At 70.9% G+C, this 20,898-nt stretch carries 20 protein-coding genes, 1 tRNA gene and 2 pseudogenes; 9 read left to right on the top strand and 14 right to left on the bottom strand.

The genetic code is table 11. The annotated features are described in order from the left end of the window. Position 1 precedes the first annotated feature (1 nt). A complete protein-coding gene (gene rlmB / locus FPZ22_RS01510) occupies positions 2 to 760 on the top strand; it encodes a 23S rRNA (guanosine(2251)-2'-O)-methyltransferase RlmB (protein WP_144889625.1) in 759 nt (252 codons plus the stop codon). On the opposite strand, the gene rnt is transcribed toward rlmB, so the two are convergent. The 11 genes and pseudogenes from rnt to FPZ22_RS01455 form a co-directional block, all read right to left on the bottom strand. Beyond that, positions 757 to 1,359 (bottom strand): ribonuclease T, encoded by a 603-nt coding sequence (gene rnt / locus FPZ22_RS01505; RefSeq protein ID WP_246120967.1) that lies wholly within the window; start codon positions 1,357 to 1,359, stop codon positions 757 to 759. The two genes, rlmB and rnt, sit on opposite strands and share 4 nt — an antisense overlap. A gap of 110 nt (positions 1,360 to 1,469) precedes the next feature. Further along, positions 1,470 to 2,270 carry an HvfC family RiPP maturation protein gene (locus FPZ22_RS01500; protein WP_210412686.1) on the bottom strand — a complete coding sequence of 267 codons (801 nt, stop codon included), beginning with the start codon at positions 2,268 to 2,270 and terminating at the stop codon, positions 1,470 to 1,472. Beyond that, positions 2,267 to 3,128 (bottom strand): annotated as a pseudogene (locus tag FPZ22_RS01495) (HvfB family MNIO-type RiPP peptide maturase). Before FPZ22_RS01495 ends, FPZ22_RS01500 begins: the two are co-directional and overlap by 4 nt. Positions 3,129 to 3,176: 48 nt before the next feature. After that, positions 3,177 to 3,611 (bottom strand): hypothetical protein, encoded by a 435-nt coding sequence (locus tag FPZ22_RS01490; RefSeq protein WP_144889621.1) that lies wholly within the window; start codon positions 3,609 to 3,611, stop codon positions 3,177 to 3,179. A 104-nt stretch (positions 3,612 to 3,715) separates the two neighbouring features. Beyond that, positions 3,716 to 4,420, bottom strand: coding sequence for a phosphate signaling complex protein PhoU (gene phoU / locus FPZ22_RS01485; protein ID WP_144889620.1), 705 nt, complete (start codon positions 4,418 to 4,420; stop codon positions 3,716 to 3,718). After that, on the bottom strand, positions 4,417 to 5,250 hold the full coding sequence (pstB, locus tag FPZ22_RS01480) for a phosphate ABC transporter ATP-binding protein PstB (protein ID WP_144889618.1): 834 nt from the start codon (positions 5,248 to 5,250) through the stop codon (positions 4,417 to 4,419). Before pstB ends, phoU begins: the two co-directional genes overlap by 4 nt. 28 nt (positions 5,251 to 5,278) lie before the next feature. Then, complete coding sequence (gene pstA, locus FPZ22_RS01475) at positions 5,279 to 6,166, bottom strand: phosphate ABC transporter permease PstA (RefSeq protein ID WP_144889616.1); 888 nt, start codon at positions 6,164 to 6,166, stop codon at positions 5,279 to 5,281. Further along, positions 6,166 to 7,128 (bottom strand): phosphate ABC transporter permease subunit PstC, encoded by a 963-nt coding sequence (gene pstC, locus FPZ22_RS01470; protein WP_144889614.1) that lies wholly within the window; start codon positions 7,126 to 7,128, stop codon positions 6,166 to 6,168. The genes pstA and pstC overlap by 1 nt, the downstream gene beginning before the upstream one ends. Positions 7,129 to 7,182: 54 nt before the next feature. Next, positions 7,183 to 8,247 (bottom strand): phosphate ABC transporter substrate-binding protein PstS, encoded by a 1,065-nt coding sequence (gene pstS, locus FPZ22_RS01465; protein WP_144889612.1) that lies wholly within the window; start codon positions 8,245 to 8,247, stop codon positions 7,183 to 7,185. Positions 8,248 to 8,946: 699 nt separating this feature from the next. After that, a complete protein-coding gene (locus FPZ22_RS01460; protein ID WP_168198893.1) occupies positions 8,947 to 9,864 on the bottom strand; it encodes a restriction endonuclease in 918 nt (305 codons plus the stop codon). A 76-nt stretch (positions 9,865 to 9,940) separates the two neighbouring features. Further along, entirely contained in the window at positions 9,941 to 10,216 is a 276-nt protein-coding gene (locus tag FPZ22_RS01455) for a polyhydroxyalkanoic acid system family protein (RefSeq protein WP_144889608.1), read from the bottom strand. Between the two features lie 82 nt (positions 10,217 to 10,298). Between FPZ22_RS01455 and FPZ22_RS01450 the strand changes: the two genes are divergently transcribed. Then, positions 10,299 to 11,084, top strand: a complete 786-nt coding sequence (locus FPZ22_RS01450; protein ID WP_144889606.1) for an FHA domain-containing protein — start codon at positions 10,299 to 10,301, stop codon at positions 11,082 to 11,084. Here the strand turns inward: FPZ22_RS01450 and FPZ22_RS01445 are convergent. Then, positions 11,058 to 11,717: a protein-methionine-sulfoxide reductase heme-binding subunit MsrQ gene (locus FPZ22_RS01445; RefSeq protein WP_144889604.1), complete on the bottom strand. Its 660-nt coding sequence runs from the start codon at positions 11,715 to 11,717 to the stop codon at positions 11,058 to 11,060. The two genes, FPZ22_RS01450 and FPZ22_RS01445, sit on opposite strands and share 27 nt — an antisense overlap. 2 nt (positions 11,718 to 11,719) lie before the next feature. Next, entirely contained in the window at positions 11,720 to 12,700 is a 981-nt protein-coding gene (gene msrP, locus FPZ22_RS01440; RefSeq protein ID WP_144889602.1) for a protein-methionine-sulfoxide reductase catalytic subunit MsrP, read from the bottom strand. A gap of 115 nt (positions 12,701 to 12,815) precedes the next feature. On the opposite strand from msrP, the gene serC reads away from it, so the two are divergent. From serC to aroA, 3 genes and pseudogenes are all read left to right on the top strand, one after another. Continuing rightward, entirely contained in the window at positions 12,816 to 13,922 is a 1,107-nt protein-coding gene (gene serC / locus FPZ22_RS01435) for a 3-phosphoserine/phosphohydroxythreonine transaminase (protein ID WP_144889600.1), read from the top strand. Continuing rightward, positions 13,915 to 15,072 carry a prephenate dehydratase gene (pheA, locus tag FPZ22_RS01430; RefSeq protein ID WP_144889598.1) on the top strand — a complete coding sequence of 386 codons (1,158 nt, stop codon included), beginning with the start codon at positions 13,915 to 13,917 and terminating at the stop codon, positions 15,070 to 15,072. The genes serC and pheA overlap by 8 nt, the downstream gene beginning before the upstream one ends. Positions 15,073 to 15,092: 20 nt before the next feature. After that, positions 15,093 to 16,379, top strand: a pseudogene (gene aroA / locus FPZ22_RS01425) (3-phosphoshikimate 1-carboxyvinyltransferase); the annotation flags it as partial. A 303-nt stretch (positions 16,380 to 16,682) separates the two neighbouring features. Here aroA and FPZ22_RS13900 read toward each other — a convergent pair. Then, positions 16,683 to 16,877 (bottom strand): energy transducer TonB, encoded by a 195-nt coding sequence (locus FPZ22_RS13900; protein ID WP_246120841.1) that lies wholly within the window; start codon positions 16,875 to 16,877, stop codon positions 16,683 to 16,685. A gap of 576 nt (positions 16,878 to 17,453) precedes the next feature. On the opposite strand from FPZ22_RS13900, the gene serS reads away from it, so the two are divergent. The 4 genes from serS (at position 17,454) to FPZ22_RS01400 (ending at position 20,889) form a co-directional block, all read left to right on the top strand. After that, on the top strand, positions 17,454 to 18,794 hold the full coding sequence (gene serS / locus FPZ22_RS01415) for a serine--tRNA ligase (RefSeq protein WP_144889595.1): 1,341 nt from the start codon (positions 17,454 to 17,456) through the stop codon (positions 18,792 to 18,794). A 129-nt stretch (positions 18,795 to 18,923) separates the two neighbouring features. Continuing rightward, positions 18,924 to 19,892 (top strand): LysR family transcriptional regulator, encoded by a 969-nt coding sequence (locus FPZ22_RS01410; protein ID WP_144889593.1) that lies wholly within the window; start codon positions 18,924 to 18,926, stop codon positions 19,890 to 19,892. A gap of 107 nt (positions 19,893 to 19,999) precedes the next feature. After that, positions 20,000 to 20,087: transfer RNA gene (locus tag FPZ22_RS01405), tRNA-Ser, on the top strand. 151 nt (positions 20,088 to 20,238) lie between these two features. Next, a complete protein-coding gene (locus FPZ22_RS01400; protein WP_144889591.1) occupies positions 20,239 to 20,889 on the top strand; it encodes a response regulator in 651 nt (216 codons plus the stop codon). Positions 20,890 to 20,898: the final 9 nt, after the last annotated feature.

Genomic DNA, 20,898 nt, shown 5'->3' with positions numbered 1-20,898 from the left:
CATGTCCAGCAAGCAGAACCAGTGGATCGTCGGCATCAACGCCGTCGCGTCCGCCGTCGAGCATGACGCCGACAACGTCCGCGAGGTGCTGGTCGAGGCCGGTGCGAAGAACCCGCGGCTGGCGTCGATCGAAGAGGAGGCGAGGCGCCGCGGCATCGATGTGCGCCGGGTCACGCAGCAGGCGCTGGACGGCGTCGCCGGAGGCCTGCGCCACCAGGGCGCCGTCGCCCGCTACGCCGCGGCCAAGACGCACGACGAAGACGACCTGGCGGGCCTGATCGAGGCCGCTGAGGGCCGCGCCCTGCTGCTGGTGCTCGACGGCGTGCAGGACCCGCACAACCTTGGCGCCTGCCTGCGCAGCGCCGCCGCCGCCGGCGTGACCGCGGTGGTGATCCCGAAGGACAAGGCGGTGCAGGTCAATGCCACCGTGCGCAAGACCTCGGCCGGTGCCGCGGACAGCATCGCGGTGGTGCGGGTGACCAACCTCTCGCGCACGCTGCGCGAGCTGCAGAAGCTCGGTGTGTGGATCTATGGCCTGGCCGGCGACGCGGGCGCGTCGCTGTACGGCATCGATCTGCGCGGCAACGTCGCCCTGGTGCTGGGCGGCGAGGGCGAGGGCCTGCGCCGGCTGACGCGCGAGCACTGCGATCAGTTGGTGGCACTGCCGATGCCGGGCGCGGCCGAGGCGGGCGTCGAGAGTCTGAACGTCTCGGTCGCCGCCGGCGTGTGCCTGTTCGAAGCCGTGCGCCAGCGCCTCTAGGCCGGAGGCGTCGCGAACCGTCCCCAGGCGTTGGCGATCGTGCAGAACAGCTGCGCGGTACGTTCGGTGTCGTAGACGGCCGAATGCGCGTCGTCGCTGTTCCACTCCAGTCCCGCCGCCTGCACGGCTCGCGCCAGCACCGTCTGCCCATAGGCCAGGCCGGCCATGGTCACCGTGTCGAACACGCTGAAGGGATGGAAGGGATTGCGCTTGTGCCCGCTGCGCGCCACGGCGGCGTTGAGGAAGTTCAGGTCGAAGTGCGCGTTGTGCCCGACCAGGATCGCGCGCTGGCAGCCATGTTTTCGCACCGCGACGCGGACGGCGGCGAACACGTGCTCCAGCGCCTCGCGCTCGGGCTTCGCGAAGCGGAAAGGATGGCCGAGATCGATGCCGGTGATCTGCAGCGACTTGGGGTCGATTTCGGTGCCGGGGGCCGGAACCAGGTGGGCGCTGGCGCCTTCGCCGGGCACGTAGCGGCCGTCGGCGTCGAGGTCGATGGGCAGGACCGCGATTTCCAGTAGGGCATGCCGGTTCCAGTCGAAACCGCCGGTCTCCACGTCTACCACCACGGGAAGGTAGCCGCGGAAGCGGGCCGACATCGGCGTGAAGGCGGGGGCCGCCGGGGGGGGTACGGGCGCGGGCTGGATGGTCACCGGGGCTAGTCTATCCGAGTGCGCCGCGCGGGCCTGCGCCGCCATGTGGCGGACGCTCAGCGTCGCACGCCGGGCACGATCCCGTCGCGATGCCAGTTCCGCAGCATGTCCAGGCCCCGGGCGATGAAGGCATCGTCCGGAGCGGCTCCAGCCTCGTCCGCAAGCGCTTCGAGCTGGGCGCGGCCGCTGAGCGAAGGAGCTTCGTCCAGACGCTGGAGCAGTCGCCAGGCCAGCGGATTCGGGGCATGGAACCGCACGCCGCCGTCCGCGCCCCTGTGCAGCAGGACCAGGGTCGGCGAGGCTGGTGGCTCTTCGGGCAGGAAGTCGGGACCGATGCGGTGCACCGGCCAGGCATAGGCCAGCGGCCACGCCAGCGGCGACAGCAGCGGGCGGCCGGCGAGCAGCGCCGCGGCCACATCCATGCGGGGTACGTCGAGGCGATCGTGCGGCACATCGTCGGCGCGCGCCTCGCTGACCTGCAGCGCGAGTTCGACCCATTCGTAATGCGCAAGTTCGGGCAGCCAGGGTTCGCGCCCGCCGCTGTCCTCCAGCCAGCGCAGGAACTCGCGCGGCAGTTCGGGGAACAGCGGCGTGCGGCAGCCGTGCCCGCGATAGAAGTCGCGTACCAGCGCCGGCCAGCGCGAGCCGTAGACGCGCCGGATGACCGGGAAGTTGCCCGCAAGCAGGCGGGACACGTTGTTGAAGAACAGGTCGCGGTAGACCTGCATCCGGCGCGGATCGATGCCGGCGGGCGCCGGATGCCGCTCCGGGTCGCGGATATGGGCCGCGAAGTCATCCTGGCTTGCGCGCAACGCGTCGTCCGCCGTCGCGTCGCCGGCTCCCGGTCCGGCGCTCACGCCGCGCTCCGGTGCGCGGGCGCCGCGGCGAGGTGGCCGCGCACGGCGTCGAGTTCGCCCAGCAGCGTCTCGAAGGGCGGAAAGTCAGAAGTCGCGCTCCAGCAGCGTCGGTCGCGGGCCGAACAGCGCGTACGCCTCCGCGAGCAGTGCCCACACAGGGTCGGCCACCGCCGCACCATGGGTGTCGATCTTCAGGCCCGGCGCCTCGTCCCGGTGCCCCGCGACGTGGATGTACGCGATGCGCGCGCCCGGCAGGCCGCGCAGGAAGGCCCCGGCGTCGTAACCATGGTTGGTGGCGTTGACCACGATGTTGTTGACGTCCAGCAGCAGGTCGCAGTCGGCCTCGGCGAGCACCGCGTTCACGAACTCGAGCTCGGTCAGCGGCGTCGCGCCAGGCGGCACCGGAATCTCCGCGTAGTAGGAGATGTTCTCCACCGCGATGCGTCGCCCGAGGACATCCTGTGCGCGCTCGATCCGTGCCGCGACGTGGCGGACGGCCTCCTCGCAGAACGGCAGGGGCATCAGGTCGTAAAGCTGTCCGAGGCTGTCGCCACAGGCGCTCAGGTGTTCGCTGTAGACCGCCGCCCGGTGCCCGTCGAGGAACCTGCGCAGCGCGTGCAGGAAGGTCTCGTCCAGGGGCGCGGGGCCGCCGAGGGACAGGGACAGGCCGTGGCAGACCAGCGGATGGCGGGAGGCGAGCTCGCCGAAGGCCTCGCCCGGCGCGCCGCCGACGCCGATCCAGTTCTCCGGGGCGGCCTCGAGGAAGTCGAAGCTTCCCGGCGGTGCCGCGCGCAGCGCGGGGAGCAGGGCGCGGCGCAGGCCGAGGCCGACGGCGCGCGGGTGCAGTGGGATTCCCATGCCTGGCGGGCGCGCGGCACGGGGCCGCGCACCCGGATCACCGCTGGCTCAGACGGCGCCGCCGCAGGCGCCGGAGCCACCGCACTTGCCTTCGCCGCACTTGCCTTCCTGGTCGGACTTGTCGGCCTTCGCGCCGTCGTCGGACCTGTTCGCCGCGTGGTGGGCCTCGTGTTCATCCCCGTCGACGAAGCCGTCGCCGTTGGTGTCCATGCCTGCGAAGTACGAGGGATCCTTCTCCGGATGCGCCGCGGCGAACTCCTCGGCGGAGATGCGGCCGTCGCCATCGGTGTCGGCGCGCGACATGCCGCAGCGGCCCTCGCCCGACCTGGCCGGATCGGCCGCCTGCGCCATGCCGGCGTCCTGCGCGGCCAGCATGTAGCCGCCGGCGAGCGGGGCCATCGAGAATGCGGAGCCCGACAGCGCCAGGCTGCCCAGGGCGGTGGCCACGGCGAGGGCGACGGGTTTGCTGGGAGACTTCGACATGCTGGCACTCTCCTCGAATGCGGCGCGGGCCGCGGGAGCGCCAGTATGCAGCAGCCGGGCTGTCCTGGAGCGGCCCGGCCAAGCGCATTCAGGGGCCGGCGCGCTCAGGCCTGGGTGTTGGTCTCGTCGGCCTTCTCGCGCGGCGGCAGGTTGTCCTCGCCGCGAACCATGAACCAGATGTTCTCGGCGATGTTGGTGGCGTGGTCGCCGATGCGCTCGAGGTTCTTGGCCATGAACAGGAGGTGGGTACAGCCGGTGATCGCGCGCGCGTCCTCCATCATGTAGGTCAGGAGTTCGCGGAACAGCCGCGTGTACTCGGCGTCGAGGGCGGCATCGCGGTCGCGCACCTGCTGGGCGGCTTCGGAGTCGTGGTTGCGGTAGGCCTCGAGCACGTCCCGCACCTGGCGCACGGCCAGGGTGCCGACGTGCCGCAGGCCGCCGGCCACCGGCAGCGCCGGGGCCTGGTTGAGCGCGATCGAGCGCTTGGCGATGTTGGCGGCGTAGTCGCCGATGCGCTCGATGTCGGACACGATGCGCAGCGCGGCGAGGATCTCGCGCAGGTCGCGCGCGAGCGGCCCGCGCAGCGACAGCTTCATGACGTCGTGGCTGACCTCCTGCTCGAGCTGGTCGATCGCCTCGTCGTTGGCGACGATGTGGCCCGCCGCGCGGTCGTCCCGGCGCTCGACCACGTCGAGCGCGGCCTCCAGCTGCGCGACGGCGAGCTCGCCCATGCGCAGGATCTCGCCGATGAGGCGCTGCCGCTCCTCGTCGTGGCTGCGGACAATGTGATCGTTGGGCTGGTTGTTCATCCGAACCGTCCGGTGATGTAGTCCTCGGTCTGCTGCTTCGAGGGGTTGGAGAAGATGGTCTCGGTCGTATCGTGCTCGATCAGGTCGCCAAGGTACATGAACGCGGTGTAGTCGGAGACGCGCGCCGCCTGCTGCATGTTGTGGGTGACGATCACGATGGTGTAGTCGCGCTTGAGCTCCTCGATCAGTTGCTCGATGCGGCTGGTCGAGATCGGGTCCAGCGCCGATGTCGGCTCGTCGAGCAGCAGCACTTCCGGCTTCAACGCCACCGCGCGGGCGATGCACAGGCGCTGCTGCTGGCCGCCGGACAGGCCCAGCGCGCTCTGCCCGAGCTTGTCCTTGACCTCGTCCCAGAGCGCGCCCTGGCGCAGCGCCGACTCCACGCGCGCATCCATCTCCGCCTTCGACAGCTTCTCGTGGTGGCGGATCGCGTAGGCGATGTTCTCGTAGATGGTCATCGGGAACGGCACCGGCTTCTGGAACACCATGCCGATCTTGCTGCGCAGGCGGTTCATCGGATACTTCGGCGAGAGGATGTCCTCGCCGTCGAGGAGGATGGTGCCGCTGGCGACCTGGCCCGGATAGAGCGCGTAGATGCGGTTGAAGACGCGCAGCAGCGTGGACTTGCCGCAGCCGGACGGACCGATCAGCGCGGTCACGCGCTTCTCGGGAATCTCCATGGCCACGCCCTTGATGGCGTGGAACCTGCCGTAGTGGAAGTCCAGGCCGCGCACGGACAGTTTCACCGGTGCCGCGGCCTCGGTGGCCCGGCGCGGCGTCGCCGTGGACAGCGTGACGCGTCCCTGGGCGGTGGGGGCGGGGTGGTTCATCGGCGGGTTCCGGAGGGACATGGTCGGGTCAGTCATGGGTGACGCGTGTGCGCAGCAGCAGTGCGCGCGCGCCGAGGCTGATCAGGAGGACGAACGTGGTGAGCACGAGGGCGCCGGCCCAGGCCAGGTCCTGCCAGGTCTGGTACGGGCTGCCGGCGAACTGGTACATCACCACCGGCACGCTGGCCATGGGCTGCATGATGTTGCTGTTCCAGTACAGGTTGCCGAAGGCGGTGAACAGCAGCGGTGCGGTCTCGCCGCTGATGCGCGCCAGCGAGAGAAGGATGCCGGTGACGATGCCGGCCGAGGCGCTGCGGTACAGCACCTGCACGATCACCTTCCACTGCGGCACCCCCAGCGACAGCGCGGCCTCGCGCATCTGCGCCGGCACCAGGCGCAGCATCTCGTCGGTGGTGCGCAACACCACCGGCAGCACGATGAAGGCCAGGGCGACCGAGCCCGAGAAGGCGGAGAAGCTGCCGCCGGTGTTCATCACCAGCAGGGTATAGACGAACAGGCCCAGCACGATAGAAGGCGCCGACAGCAGGATGTCGTTGACGAAGCGCACCACCGTCGCGATGCGGCCGTTGGCGCCGTACTCGGCCAGCCAGGTGCCGGCGGCGACGCCCAGCGGCGCACCGATCAGGATCGCCATTCCGCAGATCACGGCCGAGCCGAACAGCGCGTTGCGCAGTCCGCCCTCGGCCATCGGCGGCGGCGTGTCGCGGGTGAACAGCTGCCAGTCGATGCCGGTGATGCCCTTGGACACCAGGGTCCACAGGATCCAGGCCAGGAACAGCAGCCCGATCACCGCGGCGACGCATGACAGCGACAGCGCCACCAGGTTGGTGAGGCGGCGGCGCAGGTACAGGCCGTCCGCGGCGCGGTCGGCGTCGGAGGCCCTGGTGATCGCCATCAGTTGCCCTCCCTGCGCGCGAGGCGCGCCAGCATCAGACGTGCCAGCGACAGCACCACGAAGGTGACGATGAACAGCACGAAGCCGAGCAGCAGGAGCGCCGAACGATAGGTCTCGGTGGCTTCGCCGAAGTCGTTGGCGATCAACGCGGCGATGGTGGTGCCGGGCTCGAGCAGCGAGGGCGTCAGGCGCACGCTGTTCCCGACCACGAAGGCCACCGCCATGGTCTCCCCCAGCGCGCGTCCGAGGCCGAGGAAGATGCCGCCGATCACCGCCGAGCGGGTGTAGGGCAGGACGATGTCCCAGCACACCTCCCACTTCGTCGAGCCCAGTGCATAGGCCGATTCCTTCAACCGTGTCGGCACGGTGAGGAACACCTCGCGCATCACCGACGTGATGAAGGGCACCACCATGATCGCCAGCACCAGGCCGGCGGTGAGCACGCCGATCCCCAGGGGCGGCCCCTGGAACAGGATGCCGAGGCCGGGGAGGGTGCCCAGGTTGTCGTTGAGCCATGGCGTGACGTGCGCGGTCATCACCGGTACCAGCACGAACAGCCCCCACATGCCGTAGATGATCGAGGGAATGCCGGCCAGCAGTTCGATCGCTGCGCTCACAGGGCCGCGCATCCAGCGCGGCGCGACCTCGGTCAGGAAGACGGCGATGCCGAAGCTCACGGGCACCGCCAGCAGCATGGCGATGAGCGCGGTGACCACCGTGCCGTAGATCGGCGCCAGCGCGCCGTAGCGGTTCTCGACCGGGTTCCACTCGGCCGACAGGAAGAACGCGAGGCCCTGCGACTGCAGGGCCTCGCGTCCGCCCCAGAGCATCGACAGCGCGGCGCCGGCCAGCGCCAGCAGCACGAAGGCGACGGTGGCCCCGAGGGCGTATCGGAACCAGCGGTCGGCACGCGCGTCGCGCTGATCCCGAGTGCTGTGGACGGGGAGGGTGGTGGCGCTCATCGGCTTCCCGGGGCTGGAGTCCGGCCCGCCGCACACGCGGCGGGCCCTGCTGCCTTATTCGAACTCGGCGGCCCAGTAGGCCTCGACCTGCGCCACCAGTTCGGCCGGCAGCGGTACGTAGTGCAGCTCGGAGGCCTGGTCCTGGCCGTTGTGCAGCGCCCACTTGAAGAATTCCAGCGCGGCCTTGCTGCGGGCCGGGTCCTTGGGCTGCTTGGGCATCAGCATGAAGTTGGTGGCCGTGATCGGCCAGGAGTCGGCGCCCGGGGCGTCGGTGATCACCAGGTCGAAGTCGCTGGCCGAAGCCCAGTCCGCGGTGCGCGCGGCGGCGGCGAAGCTCTCGGCGCTCGGCTCGACGAAGTTGCCCGCGGCGTTCTGCATCGAGGCGTAGGGCATGGTGTTCTGCAGCGCGTAGGCAAGCTCGACGTAGCCGATGGCGCCCTTGATCTGCTGCACGTAGGAGGCCACGCCCTCGTTGCCCTTGCCGCCGACGCCCAGCGGCCAGGACACCGAGGTGCCTTCGCCGACCTTCTGCTTCCAGTCGGGGCTGACCTTGGACAGGTAATTGGTGAAGTTGAAGCTGGTGCCGGAGCCGTCGGAGCGGTGGACGATGCTGATCTTGCCCTCGGGCAGCGACAGGCCGGGATTGACCGCGGCGATTTCCGGCGCATTCCAGGCGGTGACCTTGCCGAGGAAGATGTCGGCCAGCAGCGGGCCGGTGAGCTTGAGCGCGCCCGGCGCCAGGCCCTCGATGTTGACCACCGGCACCACGCCGCCGATCGCCGAAGGGAACTGGCCGAGGCCGGCTTCGGCCAGTTCGGCGCTGGACAGCGGCTTGTCGCTGGAGCCGAAGTCGACGGTGCCGGCCTTGACCTGGGCGATGCCGCCGCCCGAGCCGATCGACTGGTAGTTGACCTGCATGCCGGTGGCGGCGTTGTAGTCGGCCGACCACCTGGAGACCAGCGGATAGATGAACGAGGCGCCGGCACCGGAGACCTGCGTGGACACGCGGTCGGCAGGGGCGGAACCGTCGGCAGGAGCGGTTCCGGAAGGCTGGCAGGCGACGGCGAACAGCGCAGAAGCGAGCGCGAGCGAGGCGAGGCGCAGCTTGGGGAGGGTCATGGCAGGAGTTCCGTGTGGGCGGGATGCCGCGAGGGCGCACGCACATTGGATGATGTTTTTGTGACAGTGTGATGACGGTGTCTGTCATCGATGCTCCCGCACGGAAAAAAGGGTTCTTCTCCGGACTCCGTTGGGATCCGCGCGGCCCGTCCCGCGCACAGGGGGTGTGCTCCCCCGGCCGTCTCCGCGTCCTGCTCCCATCGGCCGGCCGCCGGCCATCCCTGGCCGGCTGTCCGCACACCCCCTGTGCGCGGGACGGGCTCCACCGTTCTGCGGCTTCGGGAGGGAAGACCAAGAGCAGGAGCGGTCGCGAGCAGCCTGGCTCATCAGGATCCGGCCGCTTCGATGTCGACGTCGCCGTCGGCGTAGACCTCCTCCCGCCCGCGACCAGAGGTCGTGCCCGCCGCGGATGCAGGGGGGGATGCCCAGAGCCGGCCATGGATGGCCGGCGGCCGGATCTGGGAGCAGGACGCGCATAATCCGGCTGGGCATCCCCCCTGCGTCCGTGGCGGGCGGCCAGCACTCGAACGGAGCGTCCCCTCGAGAATCAGGAGGGGGAGAGATGGGCAGCCGGCGCGCGTGCCATCGAGCGCGCTGCACGGGCCGCCGCGGGGTGTATTCCAGCCATCGGCAGTGACCCCGTGATGTCGGTCCGGTGACTGTCCGGTGACAGCCGGCGCGGCCGGCGCGGCCGGGTCGTCAGTAGCTGCGGCACTGACGGAAGCGGACCGGTCGGCCGCTGTCCGGCGGTGGCGTGAGCTGGATCCGCGACGAGGCCAGCGCCGGGAAGCGCTCCACCAGCGGGCAGATCGCATCGATCGGATCGGTGCCGGTTTCGACCACGGCCACTTCCAGCGTCGAGGTGCTGGCCCACGCCGCCCGCGTCACCATCGGCAGGGTGGCGACGGTGCTGGCCAGTTCGCGGCGCTGTTCCTCGATCGGGGCTGCCGGTTCTTCCATCGCGACCGTCTGGTCCGCATCCGGTACCGCCCCGGGCTGCGTGGCAACCGGCCGCGTGGCTTTCACCGGCCCGGCCGGCGGCGCCTCGGGCATGAGCGCGAATACCGCGACGCCGATGGGCAGGGCCAGCAGCCAGCCGCCCAGGCTGAGCGTACGGGCCCGCCGGGCCGAGGCTTCGCGGATCGCGGCCTGCGCTGGCACCAGGGCGCCGAGCTCCGGCCACAGCGCGGCCCCGTCCAGCAGTTCGATCGGTCGGCCGCGCGCCGCCTTGCGGGCTTCGTCGTCGATCCGGCCCTGGGTGAGCAGAAGTCCGCCCGCGGCGCCGGCGAGGCCCATGTCCGCCGCCAGGTCGTCCACCGGCGCCCGCCCCAGCACGAAGGCGCTGCCGTGCTTGGCCGACAGCAGCCAATGTTCCCCGTTGCGGACCAGGGTGTAGTCGCTGTCACCGGCCGGGGCCTCGCGGCCGACCAGACGGTGGAAGCCGCGCCGGGACATGGCCTCCAGCACGATGTGCATGAATTCGCGCCAGGACATCGCCGACAGCGCGGCGATCCCCGCCCGGATCTCGTCGCGACGCCGCAGTGGACCGTGCGCGAGCCAGGACATGGCCGAACCGAGGACGAGTACAACGACGATCGCTGGCAGCCATTTCAGCATGGTGTTCCGCTCCCCCTTCCCTGAGCACCCCTTAGGATAGACGCAGATGTGCCCGCGCCGCGGCCGTCCCTCGTCCTCAACCGAAATGCGTGCCGAGCACGCGCCGGATCTCGGCTTCGATCGGCCCCTGCATGGCGGCGAACAGGAAGCCCAGGCGGGCGGTGACATGCACCTCGCCAGGGCGCAGCGCGATGCTGCCGTCCACCCCGGCGCGGCTGAAGTCCAGCACATCGTCGCTCCAGCGGCACTCCACCCCGAAACGGTCGACGAGCTTGTCGGCGACCTGCTGGGCCACCGCGCGGGCTCGCGGCATGGGCAGCCGGTGCGGGTGGTGGATGTCGATGGCGGACATGGCGTGCTCCGGCGGCAGGGCTGCGTATTCTCGGTGCGGAGCCCGCGCGATCCAAGGGCACGCATGCTAGATTTCCCCGCGAATGGAAACCCTCAGGCTGCGCTTCGACTCCAGCGGCGAAGACTATCCGCTTCCCGTGGGCGTGCACGGCGTGGGACGCGTCGACGGCGGCGGCGACCTCGGGCCGGTGTCCGCATCGCCCATGGTCAGCTTCTGCGTCGACCGCCGCGGCGTCTGGCTCACCGTCCCCGCAGGCACGCGCGGCGTGCATGTCAACGGCCGGCCGGTGCTGCGCATGGCCATGCTGCGGGTCGGGGACGCGGTGTTCGTCGACGGCAGCGGCATGCGTCTGGTTGCTCCGCGGCCCCCGCGTCAGCCTCCGGCCGGTTTCGGCGACAGCACCGGGGAGGCCGGAGACGTGCGCGTGGTGTTGCGCGGCGTCGGCGGCCGCTACCACGGGCGCAGCTTCACCCTCGAGCGACCGCGCCTGGTCGGGCGCGCGCCCGAGGCGGACATCCGCATCGACGAGGCCGCCTTCGCCGAGCGCCACGCGCGCGTGGAGATGCTGCGCGGCCAGGTGGTGCTGCGGGACCTCGGATCGGCCGACGGCAGCCAGGTCAATGGCGAGGCGGTGCGCGATGCGGTGCTGCGGCCGGGCGACCAGATCGTGTTCGACGCGCATCACCGCTTCGTGCTCGAGGCGCCGTCGGCCGTTTCCGGGAGACCGCACGCCGCCGACGCCACGGTCCGCGCCCCGACGGCGGAGTCGCGCCATCGCGCCAGGGGCATGCGCCTGCCGTGGCTGCTGTTGGCGGCCGTGGTCCTGGCCGGCCTGCTGGCGCTACTGCTGCTGTTCGGCACGGGTTGAGGCGTTCGCGCGCGATGGGGATGGGCGGTGCCGCCTGCGCCACGCCAGGCGCCAGGCCAGCAGCGCCGCCAGGATCGCCGCGTACAGCAGCGGCTCGCGGACATCGGACTTGACCACCCACCAGAAGTGAAGCACCGCCAGCACGGCGATGACATGGACCAGGCGGTGCAGCCGCCCCCAGCCGCGGCCCAGCCGCCGCATCCAGCCGCGGGTCGAGGTCAGTGCCAGCGGCACGAGCAGCAGCCAGGCGGCGAACCCGACGGTGATGTAGGGGCGTTCGACGATCTCCGACAGCACCTGTGTCCACCAGCCACGCAGGTCGAGCACCAGGTAGGCGGCGAAATGCAGGCTCGCATAGGCGAAGGCGTACAGCCCGAGCATGCGCCGGAAGCGTATCAGCACCGGTTGCTGCAGCAGCTGTCGCAGCGGGGTGATCGCGAGCGTGGCCAGCAGCAGCCGCAGCGCCCACAGCCCGAGTTCGTGCTCGATGGCCGCCACCGGCTCCGCGCCCAGCGCATCGAGGTCGGCACCGCTGCCAACCTGCCAGGCATGCCAGCCCAGCACGGCCAATGGCGCCATCGCCGCCCCATGCACCGCGACCTTGGCCAGGACGAGGCCGCGTCCTGCCGCCATGTTCAGTACCAGCGCGCCAGATCCATGCCCCGGTAGAGGCCGGCGACCTGATCTGCGTAGCCGTTGAAGGGACGGGTCGGAATGCGGTCGGCGAACAGGCGGTTGCCGTCGCCGGCGATCCGGCGCTCGGTGGCCTGGCTCCAGCGTGGATGGTCCACGGCCGGGTTGACGTTGGCGAAGAAGCCGTACTCGCGCGGCTGCATGTCGTTCCAGGCGGTGCGTGGGGCCTTTCGGGTGAACTCGATGGCGACGATCGACTTGATGCCCTTGAAGCCGTACTTCCACGGGACCACCAGCCGCAGCGGCGCCCCGTTCTGCTGCTGGAGCGGCTTGCCGTACATGCCGGTGACCAGCAGGGTGAGCGGATGCATGGCCTCGTCGATCCGCAGGCCCTCGCGGTAGGGCCAGTCGAGGATGGGCACGCGCACCCCGGGCATCTGGCGCGGGTCGGCCAGGCTGGTGAAGGCGACGAATTTCGCATCCGCGCCCGGTTCGAAGCGCTTCAGTACCTGGCCCAGCGGCACGCCCAGCCACGGGATCACCATCGACCAGCCTTCGACGCAGCGCATGCGATAGATGCGCTCCTCCGGTACCAGGCCCTTGAGCAGGGTCTCCAGCGGCACCGTGCCGGGGCGGGCGCATTCGCCCGAGACCGCGACCGACCAGGGCGAGGTCACCAGCGTCTTGCGGGCGCGCGAAGGGTCGGTCTTTCCGCTGCCGAACTCGTAGAAGTTGTTGTAGCTGGTGGCATCCTGCTCGCGGGTCAGCGGTTCGTCGGTGTCGAAGCCCGTCGCCTCGCCACCGCCGGGCGGCGGGGTGGCTGCGCGCGGCACGTCCATCGGCGGCGGAGGCTCGCCGCGGCAGCCGGCCGCGACCAGCGCCGGCGCGAGCGCCAGCGCCTGCAGCAGCCGGCGGCGGTCGCGGTACACGGATTCGCCGGTGATTCCGGCCGCGGGCGGGGTGGGGATCCGGGTTCGGGACATGGCCGGGGCTCGCCAGTTCGGTGCGTTCCATCGTACGCCTGCGGTCCCGCGCCCGCTGTCATGGTGCTGCATTGCGGCATACTGGATCGCCCATCCAACGCAACGAGGTCATGGCATGTCGCGCGCCTACAATTTCAGCCCCGGTCCCGCCATGCTGCCGGAGTCCGTGCTGCTCCAGGCCCGCGACACCATGCTCGAGTACGGCGACGCCGGCGCCTCGATCGTCGAGATCAGCCACCGGGGACCGGAGTTCATCGAGATCGCGGCGCAAGCCGAGGCCGACCTGCGCGCACTGCTGTCGATCCCGGCCGAGTACGCGGTGCTGTTCCTGCCCGGTGGCGCCACCACCCAGCAGGCGCTGCTGCCGTTGAACTTCGCCGACCCGGGCCAGCGCGCCGACTACGTACTGACCGGCCACTGGGGTGCGACCGCGACGCGGCAGGCGCGGCCCTACGTGGACCTCAACGTCGCCGCCAGCAGCGAGGACGACGGCTACCGCAGCATCCCGCCGGTGGAGTCCTGGCGCCTGTCCGACGGAGCGGCCTATGTCCACGTCACCGCCAACGAGACCATCCACGGCGTCGAGTTCCGACCGGCGGCGCCCGGTGGCCATGCCTTCCCCGACACCGGCGACGTGCCGCTGTTCGCGGACTTCAGCTCCAGCATCGCCTCCGAGCCGATCGATGTGTCGCGCTTCGGTGCGATCTACGCCGGCGCGCAGAAGAACCTCGGGCCGGTCGGCATCGGGGTGGTGATCGTGCGCCGGGACCTGCTCGAGCGCGCCGGCCAGCCGCGCGCCGACATCTTCGACTACCGCCTGCAGCTGGCCGCCGACTCCATGCTCAACACGCCGCCGACCTGGAACTGGTACGTGGCAGGGCTGACCTTCCGCTGGATGCTCGAAGAGGGCGGAGTGGAAGAGTTCGCGCGCCGCAGCGACGAGAAGGCGAAGCTGCTGTACGCCGCCATCGACGGCTCCGGTGGCTGGTACCGGAACGAGGTCGACCCCGCCGTGCGCTCGCGCATGAACGTGCCGTTCTTCCTGCCCGATCCCGCGCTCGACGCCCCCTTCCTGGCCGAGGCGCGCGAGGCCGGACTGGTCGGCCTCAAGGGGCACCGCGTGGTCGGCGGCATGCGCGCCTCGATCTACAACCCGATGCCGCTGGCCGGCGTGCAGGCGCTTGTGGACCATATGCGGGACTTCCAGCGCCGCCATGGTTGACACCCGCGACATCGACCGCGAGGGCGACCAGGGTGGTGAAGCTGGCGGGTCCCGGACGGACGCCGCCGGCGCGAAGCCCGACCTCGCCGCGGTGCGGGCGCAGATCGACGGCATCGACCGCGAGATCCAGGCGCTGATCGCCGAGCGCGCCCTGTTCGCCCGCCAGGTCGGGCGCGCCAAGGGTCGGCTTGCCGCCGCCATCGACTACTACCGCCCCGAGCGCGAGGCGCAGGTCCTGCGCCGGGTGGTGGACCGCAACCAGGGGCCGCTTTCGGACGCGGTGCTGGTGCGGCTGTTCCGCGAGATCATGTCCGCTTGCCTGGCGCAGCAGGAGCCGCTGAAGGTCGGCTACCTCGGCCCCGAGGGCACCTTCTCGCAGCAGGCCATGCAGAAGCACTTCGGACATTCCGCGCACGGGCTGCCGCTGGCCAGCGTGGAGGAGGTGTTCGAGGAGGTGGCCTCCGGCGCCGCCGACTTCGGCGTGGTGCCGGTGGAGAACTCCAGCCAGGGTACGATCCAGTCCACGCTCGACATGTTCCTGACCTCGCCGCTGATGATCTGCGGCGAGGTCGAGCTGCGCGTGCACCAGTATCTGATGTCGCGCACCGGGCGCATCGAGGACATCGAGCGCATCTACTCGCACGGGCTGTCGCTGGCGCAGTGCAAGCACTGGCTGCGGCAGCACCTGCCGCTGGCCGAGCGGCTGCCGGTGGCGAGCAACGCCGAGGGCGCACGCCGTGCCCGCAATGCCGACGACGCCGCGGCCATCGCCGGCGAGACCGCGGGCCAGGTCTACGGCCTGAAGGTGGTCGCCGGTCCGATCGAGGACCGCAACGACAACACCACCCGCTTCCTGGTGCTCGGTCGCGCCGCCTTCCCGCCGTCGGGCCACGACCGCACCTCGCTGCTGGTGTCGATCCGGGACCAGCCAGGCGCGCTGTACCGCATCCTCGAGCCGCTGGCGCGGCATGGCATCAGCATGGACCGCATCGAGTCGCGGCCGGCGCACGGCGCGCTGTGGCAGTACGCTTTCTTCATCGAGGTGGGCGGGCATGCCGACGAGTCGCCGCTGAAGGATGCGCTGGCCGAGATCGACGCGTTCGCAGGCGAGGTACGGGTGCTGGGTTCCTACCCGGTGGCCGTGCCGTGAGCGCAGGGCAGGGCGCACGCATGGACTGGCTGGCGTCGACGGGCCGGGCACTTGCCGGCGAGATCAGGGTCCCGGGCGACAAATCGATCTCGCACCGCGCGGTGATGCTGGGTGCGCTGGCCGACGGGACGTCGCGCATCGACGGCTTCCTCGAAGGCGAGGACACGCGCGCCACGGCGGCGATCTTCACCGCCATGGGGGTGAAGATCGACGCGCCGGCACCGACCCGCCGCATCGTCCACGGCGTCGGCCTCGACGGTCTGCGCGCACCCGCCGGCGTGCTCGACTGTGGCAACTCGGGCACCGCCATGCGCCTGCTTGCCGGCCTGCTCGCGGGGCAGCGCTTCGACAGCGTGCTCGCCGGCGACGCGTCGCTGTCGCAGCGGCCGATGCAGCGGGTGATGGCGCCGCTGCGTGCGATGGGGGCGGCGATCGACTCGGATGACGGCGAGCGACCGCCGCTGCGCATCGCGGGCGGACGTGCGCTGCGCGGCATCGACTACGAACTGCCGGTGGCGAGCGCGCAGGTGAAGTCCGCCGTGCTGCTCGCCGGCCTGTACGCGGAAGGGGCAACCAGGGTGCGCGAGCCCCGACCGACCCGCGACTACACCGAACGCATGCTCGCGGCCTTCGGCTGGCCGGTCGAATCCGCGCCGGGGCATGCGAGGCTCGACGGAGGCCACCGGCTGTGCGCGTGCGACATCGAGGTGCCGGGAGACTTCTCCTCCGCCGCCTTCTTCATCGTGGCCGCGACCCTGGTGCCGGGCTCGTTGCTGCGGCTGCGCTCGGTGGGCGTCGACCCGCGGCGCACCGGCCTTCTCGACGTGCTGCGCGCGATGGGCGCCGACATCCGCGAGACCGGCCGCCGCCCGGGGGCCTGCGGACCGATCGCGGACCTGGAGGTGCGCCATGCGCCGTTGCAGGGGATCGACCTGCCCGAGGCGCTGGTGGCGGACATGATCGACGAATTCCCGGTGTTCGCCGTGGCGGCGGCGTGTGCGGAGGGCCGCACGCGGATCCGTGGCGCGGAAGAACTCAGGGTGAAGGAATCCGACCGCATCCATGCGATGGCCACGGGCCTCGCGGCCCTCGGTGCGCGCGTGGACGAGACGCCCGACGGCATGCTGATCGAAGGGGGACCGCTGCGCGGCGGCAGCGTCGACAGTCGCGGCGATCACCGCATCGCGATGGCGTTCGCGGTCGCTGCGCAGGTCGCCCGAGGCGAGGTGGAGATCGCGGACGTCGCCAACGTCGCGACCTCGTTCCCGGGCTTCGATGCGCTGGCGCAGGCCACCGGCTTCGGCCTGCGCCCATCGCGCGCGGGGCCGGCAGCGTCGCCGACTCCGATCGGCGGTGCGGGCGGGGCAACCGGGGCCCCGGCGCGCTCGTTGTAGATGAACCAGCCGAAGGCCAACAGGGCCAGCAGCACCAGGATCCAGAGCAGGGGGTGGCGCTTCCGGGTCCGGGGTCGCGAGGCGGTGGAGCCGGCTGCCCGGGCCGCGGGGAGCGGTCCCGGTCGCGATCGCTCATGGCCTGTTCCTCCAGCGCGCGGCTGCGATGCGATGAGCGTCACACAAACGGAGTGGCGATCGCGTGTGCGGGCCTGCCGGTCAGCGTCCGCTGTTGAAGGTGACCGGTACGTTCACTACGCCTGACACCGGCTCACCGCCCTGCGTTGCCGGGCGGAAACGCCAGCGGCGGACGGCATTCGATGCGGCGCGGTCGAGCTCCCTGGAACCGCTGCTGGAGGCGACCTCGATCTGCACCGGGAGGCCGCGCGCATCGACATGGACCCGCAGCAGCACTTCGCCGGACTCCCCTCGGCGCAGCGCCCGTGCCGGATAGCGCGGGCCGGGCGACGCGATCGGGACCGGAGGGCTGAACGAAGGAACGACGGACTCCTCCGGAGGCGGGAGCGGAGCCGCGCGCGGATCCGGACCCGCGACCGGAGGCAGCCCTGCAGGACCTCCCAGGTCGACCGCGGCCGGAGCGGCGTTCGACGCCTCGGCCGGCGCGCGTCCCGAGGCTGGTCCCGGTCCCGGGGCCCGCGGCACCGGCAGCGGCCGGAAAACGGGCGCCGCGGCCGCCGGTGCCCCGGCATCGTCAGGGTGCGGTTGCGGAGCTCCGCGCTGACCGAGCCAGAACACGAGGAAGATCGCCAGGCCGGCGAGGACGCCGGCGGCCACCAGCCACCAGCCGCGCCGGGTGGGAAGGGGACGAGGACTGCGTGTGGAGGTGGCTGCCATGAAGGGGAGGGTCGTCGCGACGCCCCCGATTCTGCCATGGGCGTTCCGCCGCGGTTCCTCCATCGCTGGCGCGCGGAGCAAAGCCGGGCGCGACACGCGATAATCACGGCTCCCGCCACTGCCCGAAGCGACGCGATGCTCGACCCCAATCTCCTGCGCCAGGATCCTGCCGCGCTTGCCCGTCGTCTGCGCGAGAGCCGCGGATTCGAACTCGACGCCGCCGCCCTGGAACGCCTCGAGTCCGGGCGCAAGGCGCTGCAGGTGCGTACCCAGGAGCTGCAGAGCCTGCGCAACGCGCACAGCAAGGAGATCGGCATGCTCATGGGGTCGATCGCACGCCTCAGGGCGAGCGGGGACTCCGGCCAGGCCGAGGCGAACCTGGCCAAGGCGGAAGCCCTCAAGGCCGAAGTGTCCGGATCCGGCGATGCGCTGAAGGCCTCCGAGGTCGAGCTGGAACGCATCCGTGCGGAGCTGGACGCCCTTGCCCTCGGCATTCCCAATATTCCCGACGACTCGGTTCCGCCGGGTGCGGACGAGTCGGCCAACGTCGAGCAGCACCGCTGGGGCACGCCGCGCGCGTTCGACTTCCCGGTACGCGACCACGTCGACCTTGGCGTCCGCCACGGCTGGCTCGACGGCGAGGCCGCCGCCAGGCTCTCCGGCGCGCGCTTCACCGTGCTGCGCGGCCAGCTCGCGCGCCTGCATCGCGCGCTGGCGCAGTTCATGCTCGACCTGCACGTCAACGAGCACGGCTACGAGGAAACGGGCGTGCCGGTCCTGGTCAACGCCGACGCGATGCGCGGCACCGGCCAGCTGCCGAAGTTCGAGGACGATCTGTTCTCGACCACGGTGGGCGAGGGGGAGTCGGCCTCGAAGCGCTACCTCATCCCCACGGCCGAGGTACCTCTCACCAATCTCGTGGCCGACGCCATCATCGAACCGGAGCGCCTGCCGTTGCGCATGGCCGCACATTCGATGTGCTTCCGCGCCGAAGCGGGCAGCCATGGTCGCGACACCCGCGGGATGATCCGCCAGCACCAGTTCGAGAAGGTGGAGCTGGTCTCGATCACGCGCCCCGGGGACAGTGACGCCGAGCACGAGCGCATGACCCGCTGCGCGGAGGTGGTGCTCGAACGCCTGGGACTGCCCTACCGGCGCATGCTGCTGTGCTCGGGAGACATGGGTTTCGCCGCGCGCAAGACCTGGGACCTCGAGGTCTGGCTGCCTTCGCAGGACAGTTACCGCGAGATCTCGTCATGCTCGAACTGCGGGGACTTCCAGGCCCGGCGCATGCTGGCGCGCTGGCGCAACGATGCCACAGGCAAGCCCGAGCCGCTGCACACGCTCAACGGTTCGGGCGTGGCCGTGGGCCGCGCGCTGGTCGCGGTGATGGAGAACTACCAGCAGGCCGACGGCTCGATCACGGTGCCCGAAGCGCTGCGCCCCTATATGGGCGGCGCCGAATCGATTTCCTGAGCCGAGCCGACCGCATCCGGCGTTCGGAAAGACCAGTGCGCTGCAACCTGTTGTAGCGCAGGCCTTTTCGTTGCGTGGCCGGGACAATGGGGATAAAATACATCTCATTGTTCTGAAGAGGGTGCCGCCATGCAGGATCTGAACGATCTCTACTACTTCGCCATGGTCGTGGACCACGGCGGATTCGCCGCCGCCGAGCGCGCGATGGGCATCCCGAAGTCGCGCCTGTCGCGCCGCATCAGCCAACTGGAGACCGAACTCGGCGTCCGCCTGCTGCAGCGTTCGACGCGTCGCTTCGCGGTCACCGACGTCGGGCAGAGCGTGTACCGGCATGCGCAGTCCATGCTGGCCGAGGCCGCCGCCGCGCGGGAGGTGGTGGACCGCCTGAGCGCCGAGCCCCGCGGCATCGTCCGCGCCAGCGTGCCGGTGGGACTGGCGCAGCAGCAGATGCCGCAGCTGCTTCCCGAGTTCCTCGCCCGCTACCCGCAGGTGCGGGTGCAGATGCACGTGAGCAACCGCCGCGTCGACGTCATCAACGAGGGCTTCGACGTGGCGATCCGCGTACGCAACAAGCTCGACGACGACGGCAGCCTGGTGATGCGCAGCTTCGGCCAGATCCAGGAACTTCTGGTCGCCAGCCCGACCTATCTCGATCGCGCGGGCCGGCCGTCCACGCCGGAGGAGCTCAACGACCACAGCACCATGACCATGAGCGAGGACGAGGTGCGCCAGCGCTGGGAGCTGCAGGGGGCCGACGGCGAAGTGCGCCGCATCGACCTCAAGCCGCGCGTGGCCGGGGGCGACTTCCCGATGCTGATGGCGCTGGCGCGCCAGGGCCTGGGCATCACCATGCTGCCCGAAACCCTGTGCTCGGAAGCGGTGCGCAACGGTGACCTGGAAGTGGTGCTGCCGGAGTGGCGCCTTCCGCAGGGCATCGCCCACCTGGTGTTCGCCTCGCGGCGCGGACTGCTGCCGGCGGTGCGGGTGTTCATCGACTTTCTCGCCGAGAAGCTGCCGCCGCTGATCGAATCCTCGCGCCTGGACTGCCAGAACTGCGGCCGCGACGAGGCGGCCGATACGGCAAGCGCGGCGGCCTGAGCGCGGGCGCAACCTCGCCGCGGCGTGCGACAATCCGCGGGCCGCGGCGCCGGCCATCGTGGGAATGATCGCCCGATGGCTGTAGGAAATCGCCGCGCCAGATACCCGGAAGAGTGGCCGAGCGGTTGAAGGCACCGGTCTTGAAAACCGGCAAAGGGCAACCTTTCGTGGGTTCGAATCCCACCTCTTCCGCCATGGATTCCCGTATCTCCCGGGCTTGCGGGACACGCGGCAGCGACCGCCACGGCCAACCGGGACCGCCTGCCACACCCTGTTGCGGCCCAGGGACCGCACGGTTAGCCTCGGTGCGGGCTCTCACGCAGCAGCTTCGCAAGGGAGGACAGGGATGGCCATCAGGGTCTACGTGGTGGATGACCACGCACTGGTACGCGCCGGGATGCGCATGATCCTGTCGGCACAGGCCGACATCGAAGTCGTGGGCGAAGCGGAGTGCGGGGAAGACGCCCTGCCCGAGATCCGCGCGCTGAAGCCCGACATCGTGCTGTGCGACCTGCATCTGCCCGGAGTCAGCGGGCTCGAGGTGACCGAGCGCATCGTCCGCGGGGAATACGGACCGAAGGTGATCGTGGTGTCCGTGCTCGAGGATGGCCCGATGCCGAAGCGGATGATCTCCGCGGGTGCCGCCGGCTACGTCGGCAAGGGGGGCGACGCCCAGGAACTGCTGCGCGCGGTGCGCGAGGTGGCCTCGGGTCGCCGCTTCCTGGCCAGCCGGGTGGCGCAGTCGCTGGCGCTGTCGGGCCTGGACGCCCTCGAGTCCCCATTCGACGCGCTGTCGCCGCGCGAAACCGAAGTCGCGATGCTGCTGATCCAGGGCATGCGCCAGGAAGAGATCGCCCGGCGCCTGAGCCTCAGTGCCAAGACCATCAACACGCACAAGTCGCGGCTGTTCGAAAAGCTGCAGGTGCACGACAGCATCGCGCTCGCGCGCCTGGCCAGCCAGTACGGTATGGCCGACCCCGCGCACGCCATTTCCTGACGGCGCGGG

The organism is Luteimonas granuli (genome assembly GCF_007795095.1).
GTDB lineage: Bacteria > Pseudomonadota > Gammaproteobacteria > Xanthomonadales > Xanthomonadaceae > Luteimonas > Luteimonas granuli.
Note: the sequence above shows the minus strand (reverse complement) of the source record. Positions and strands in the feature narration are given on the sequence as shown.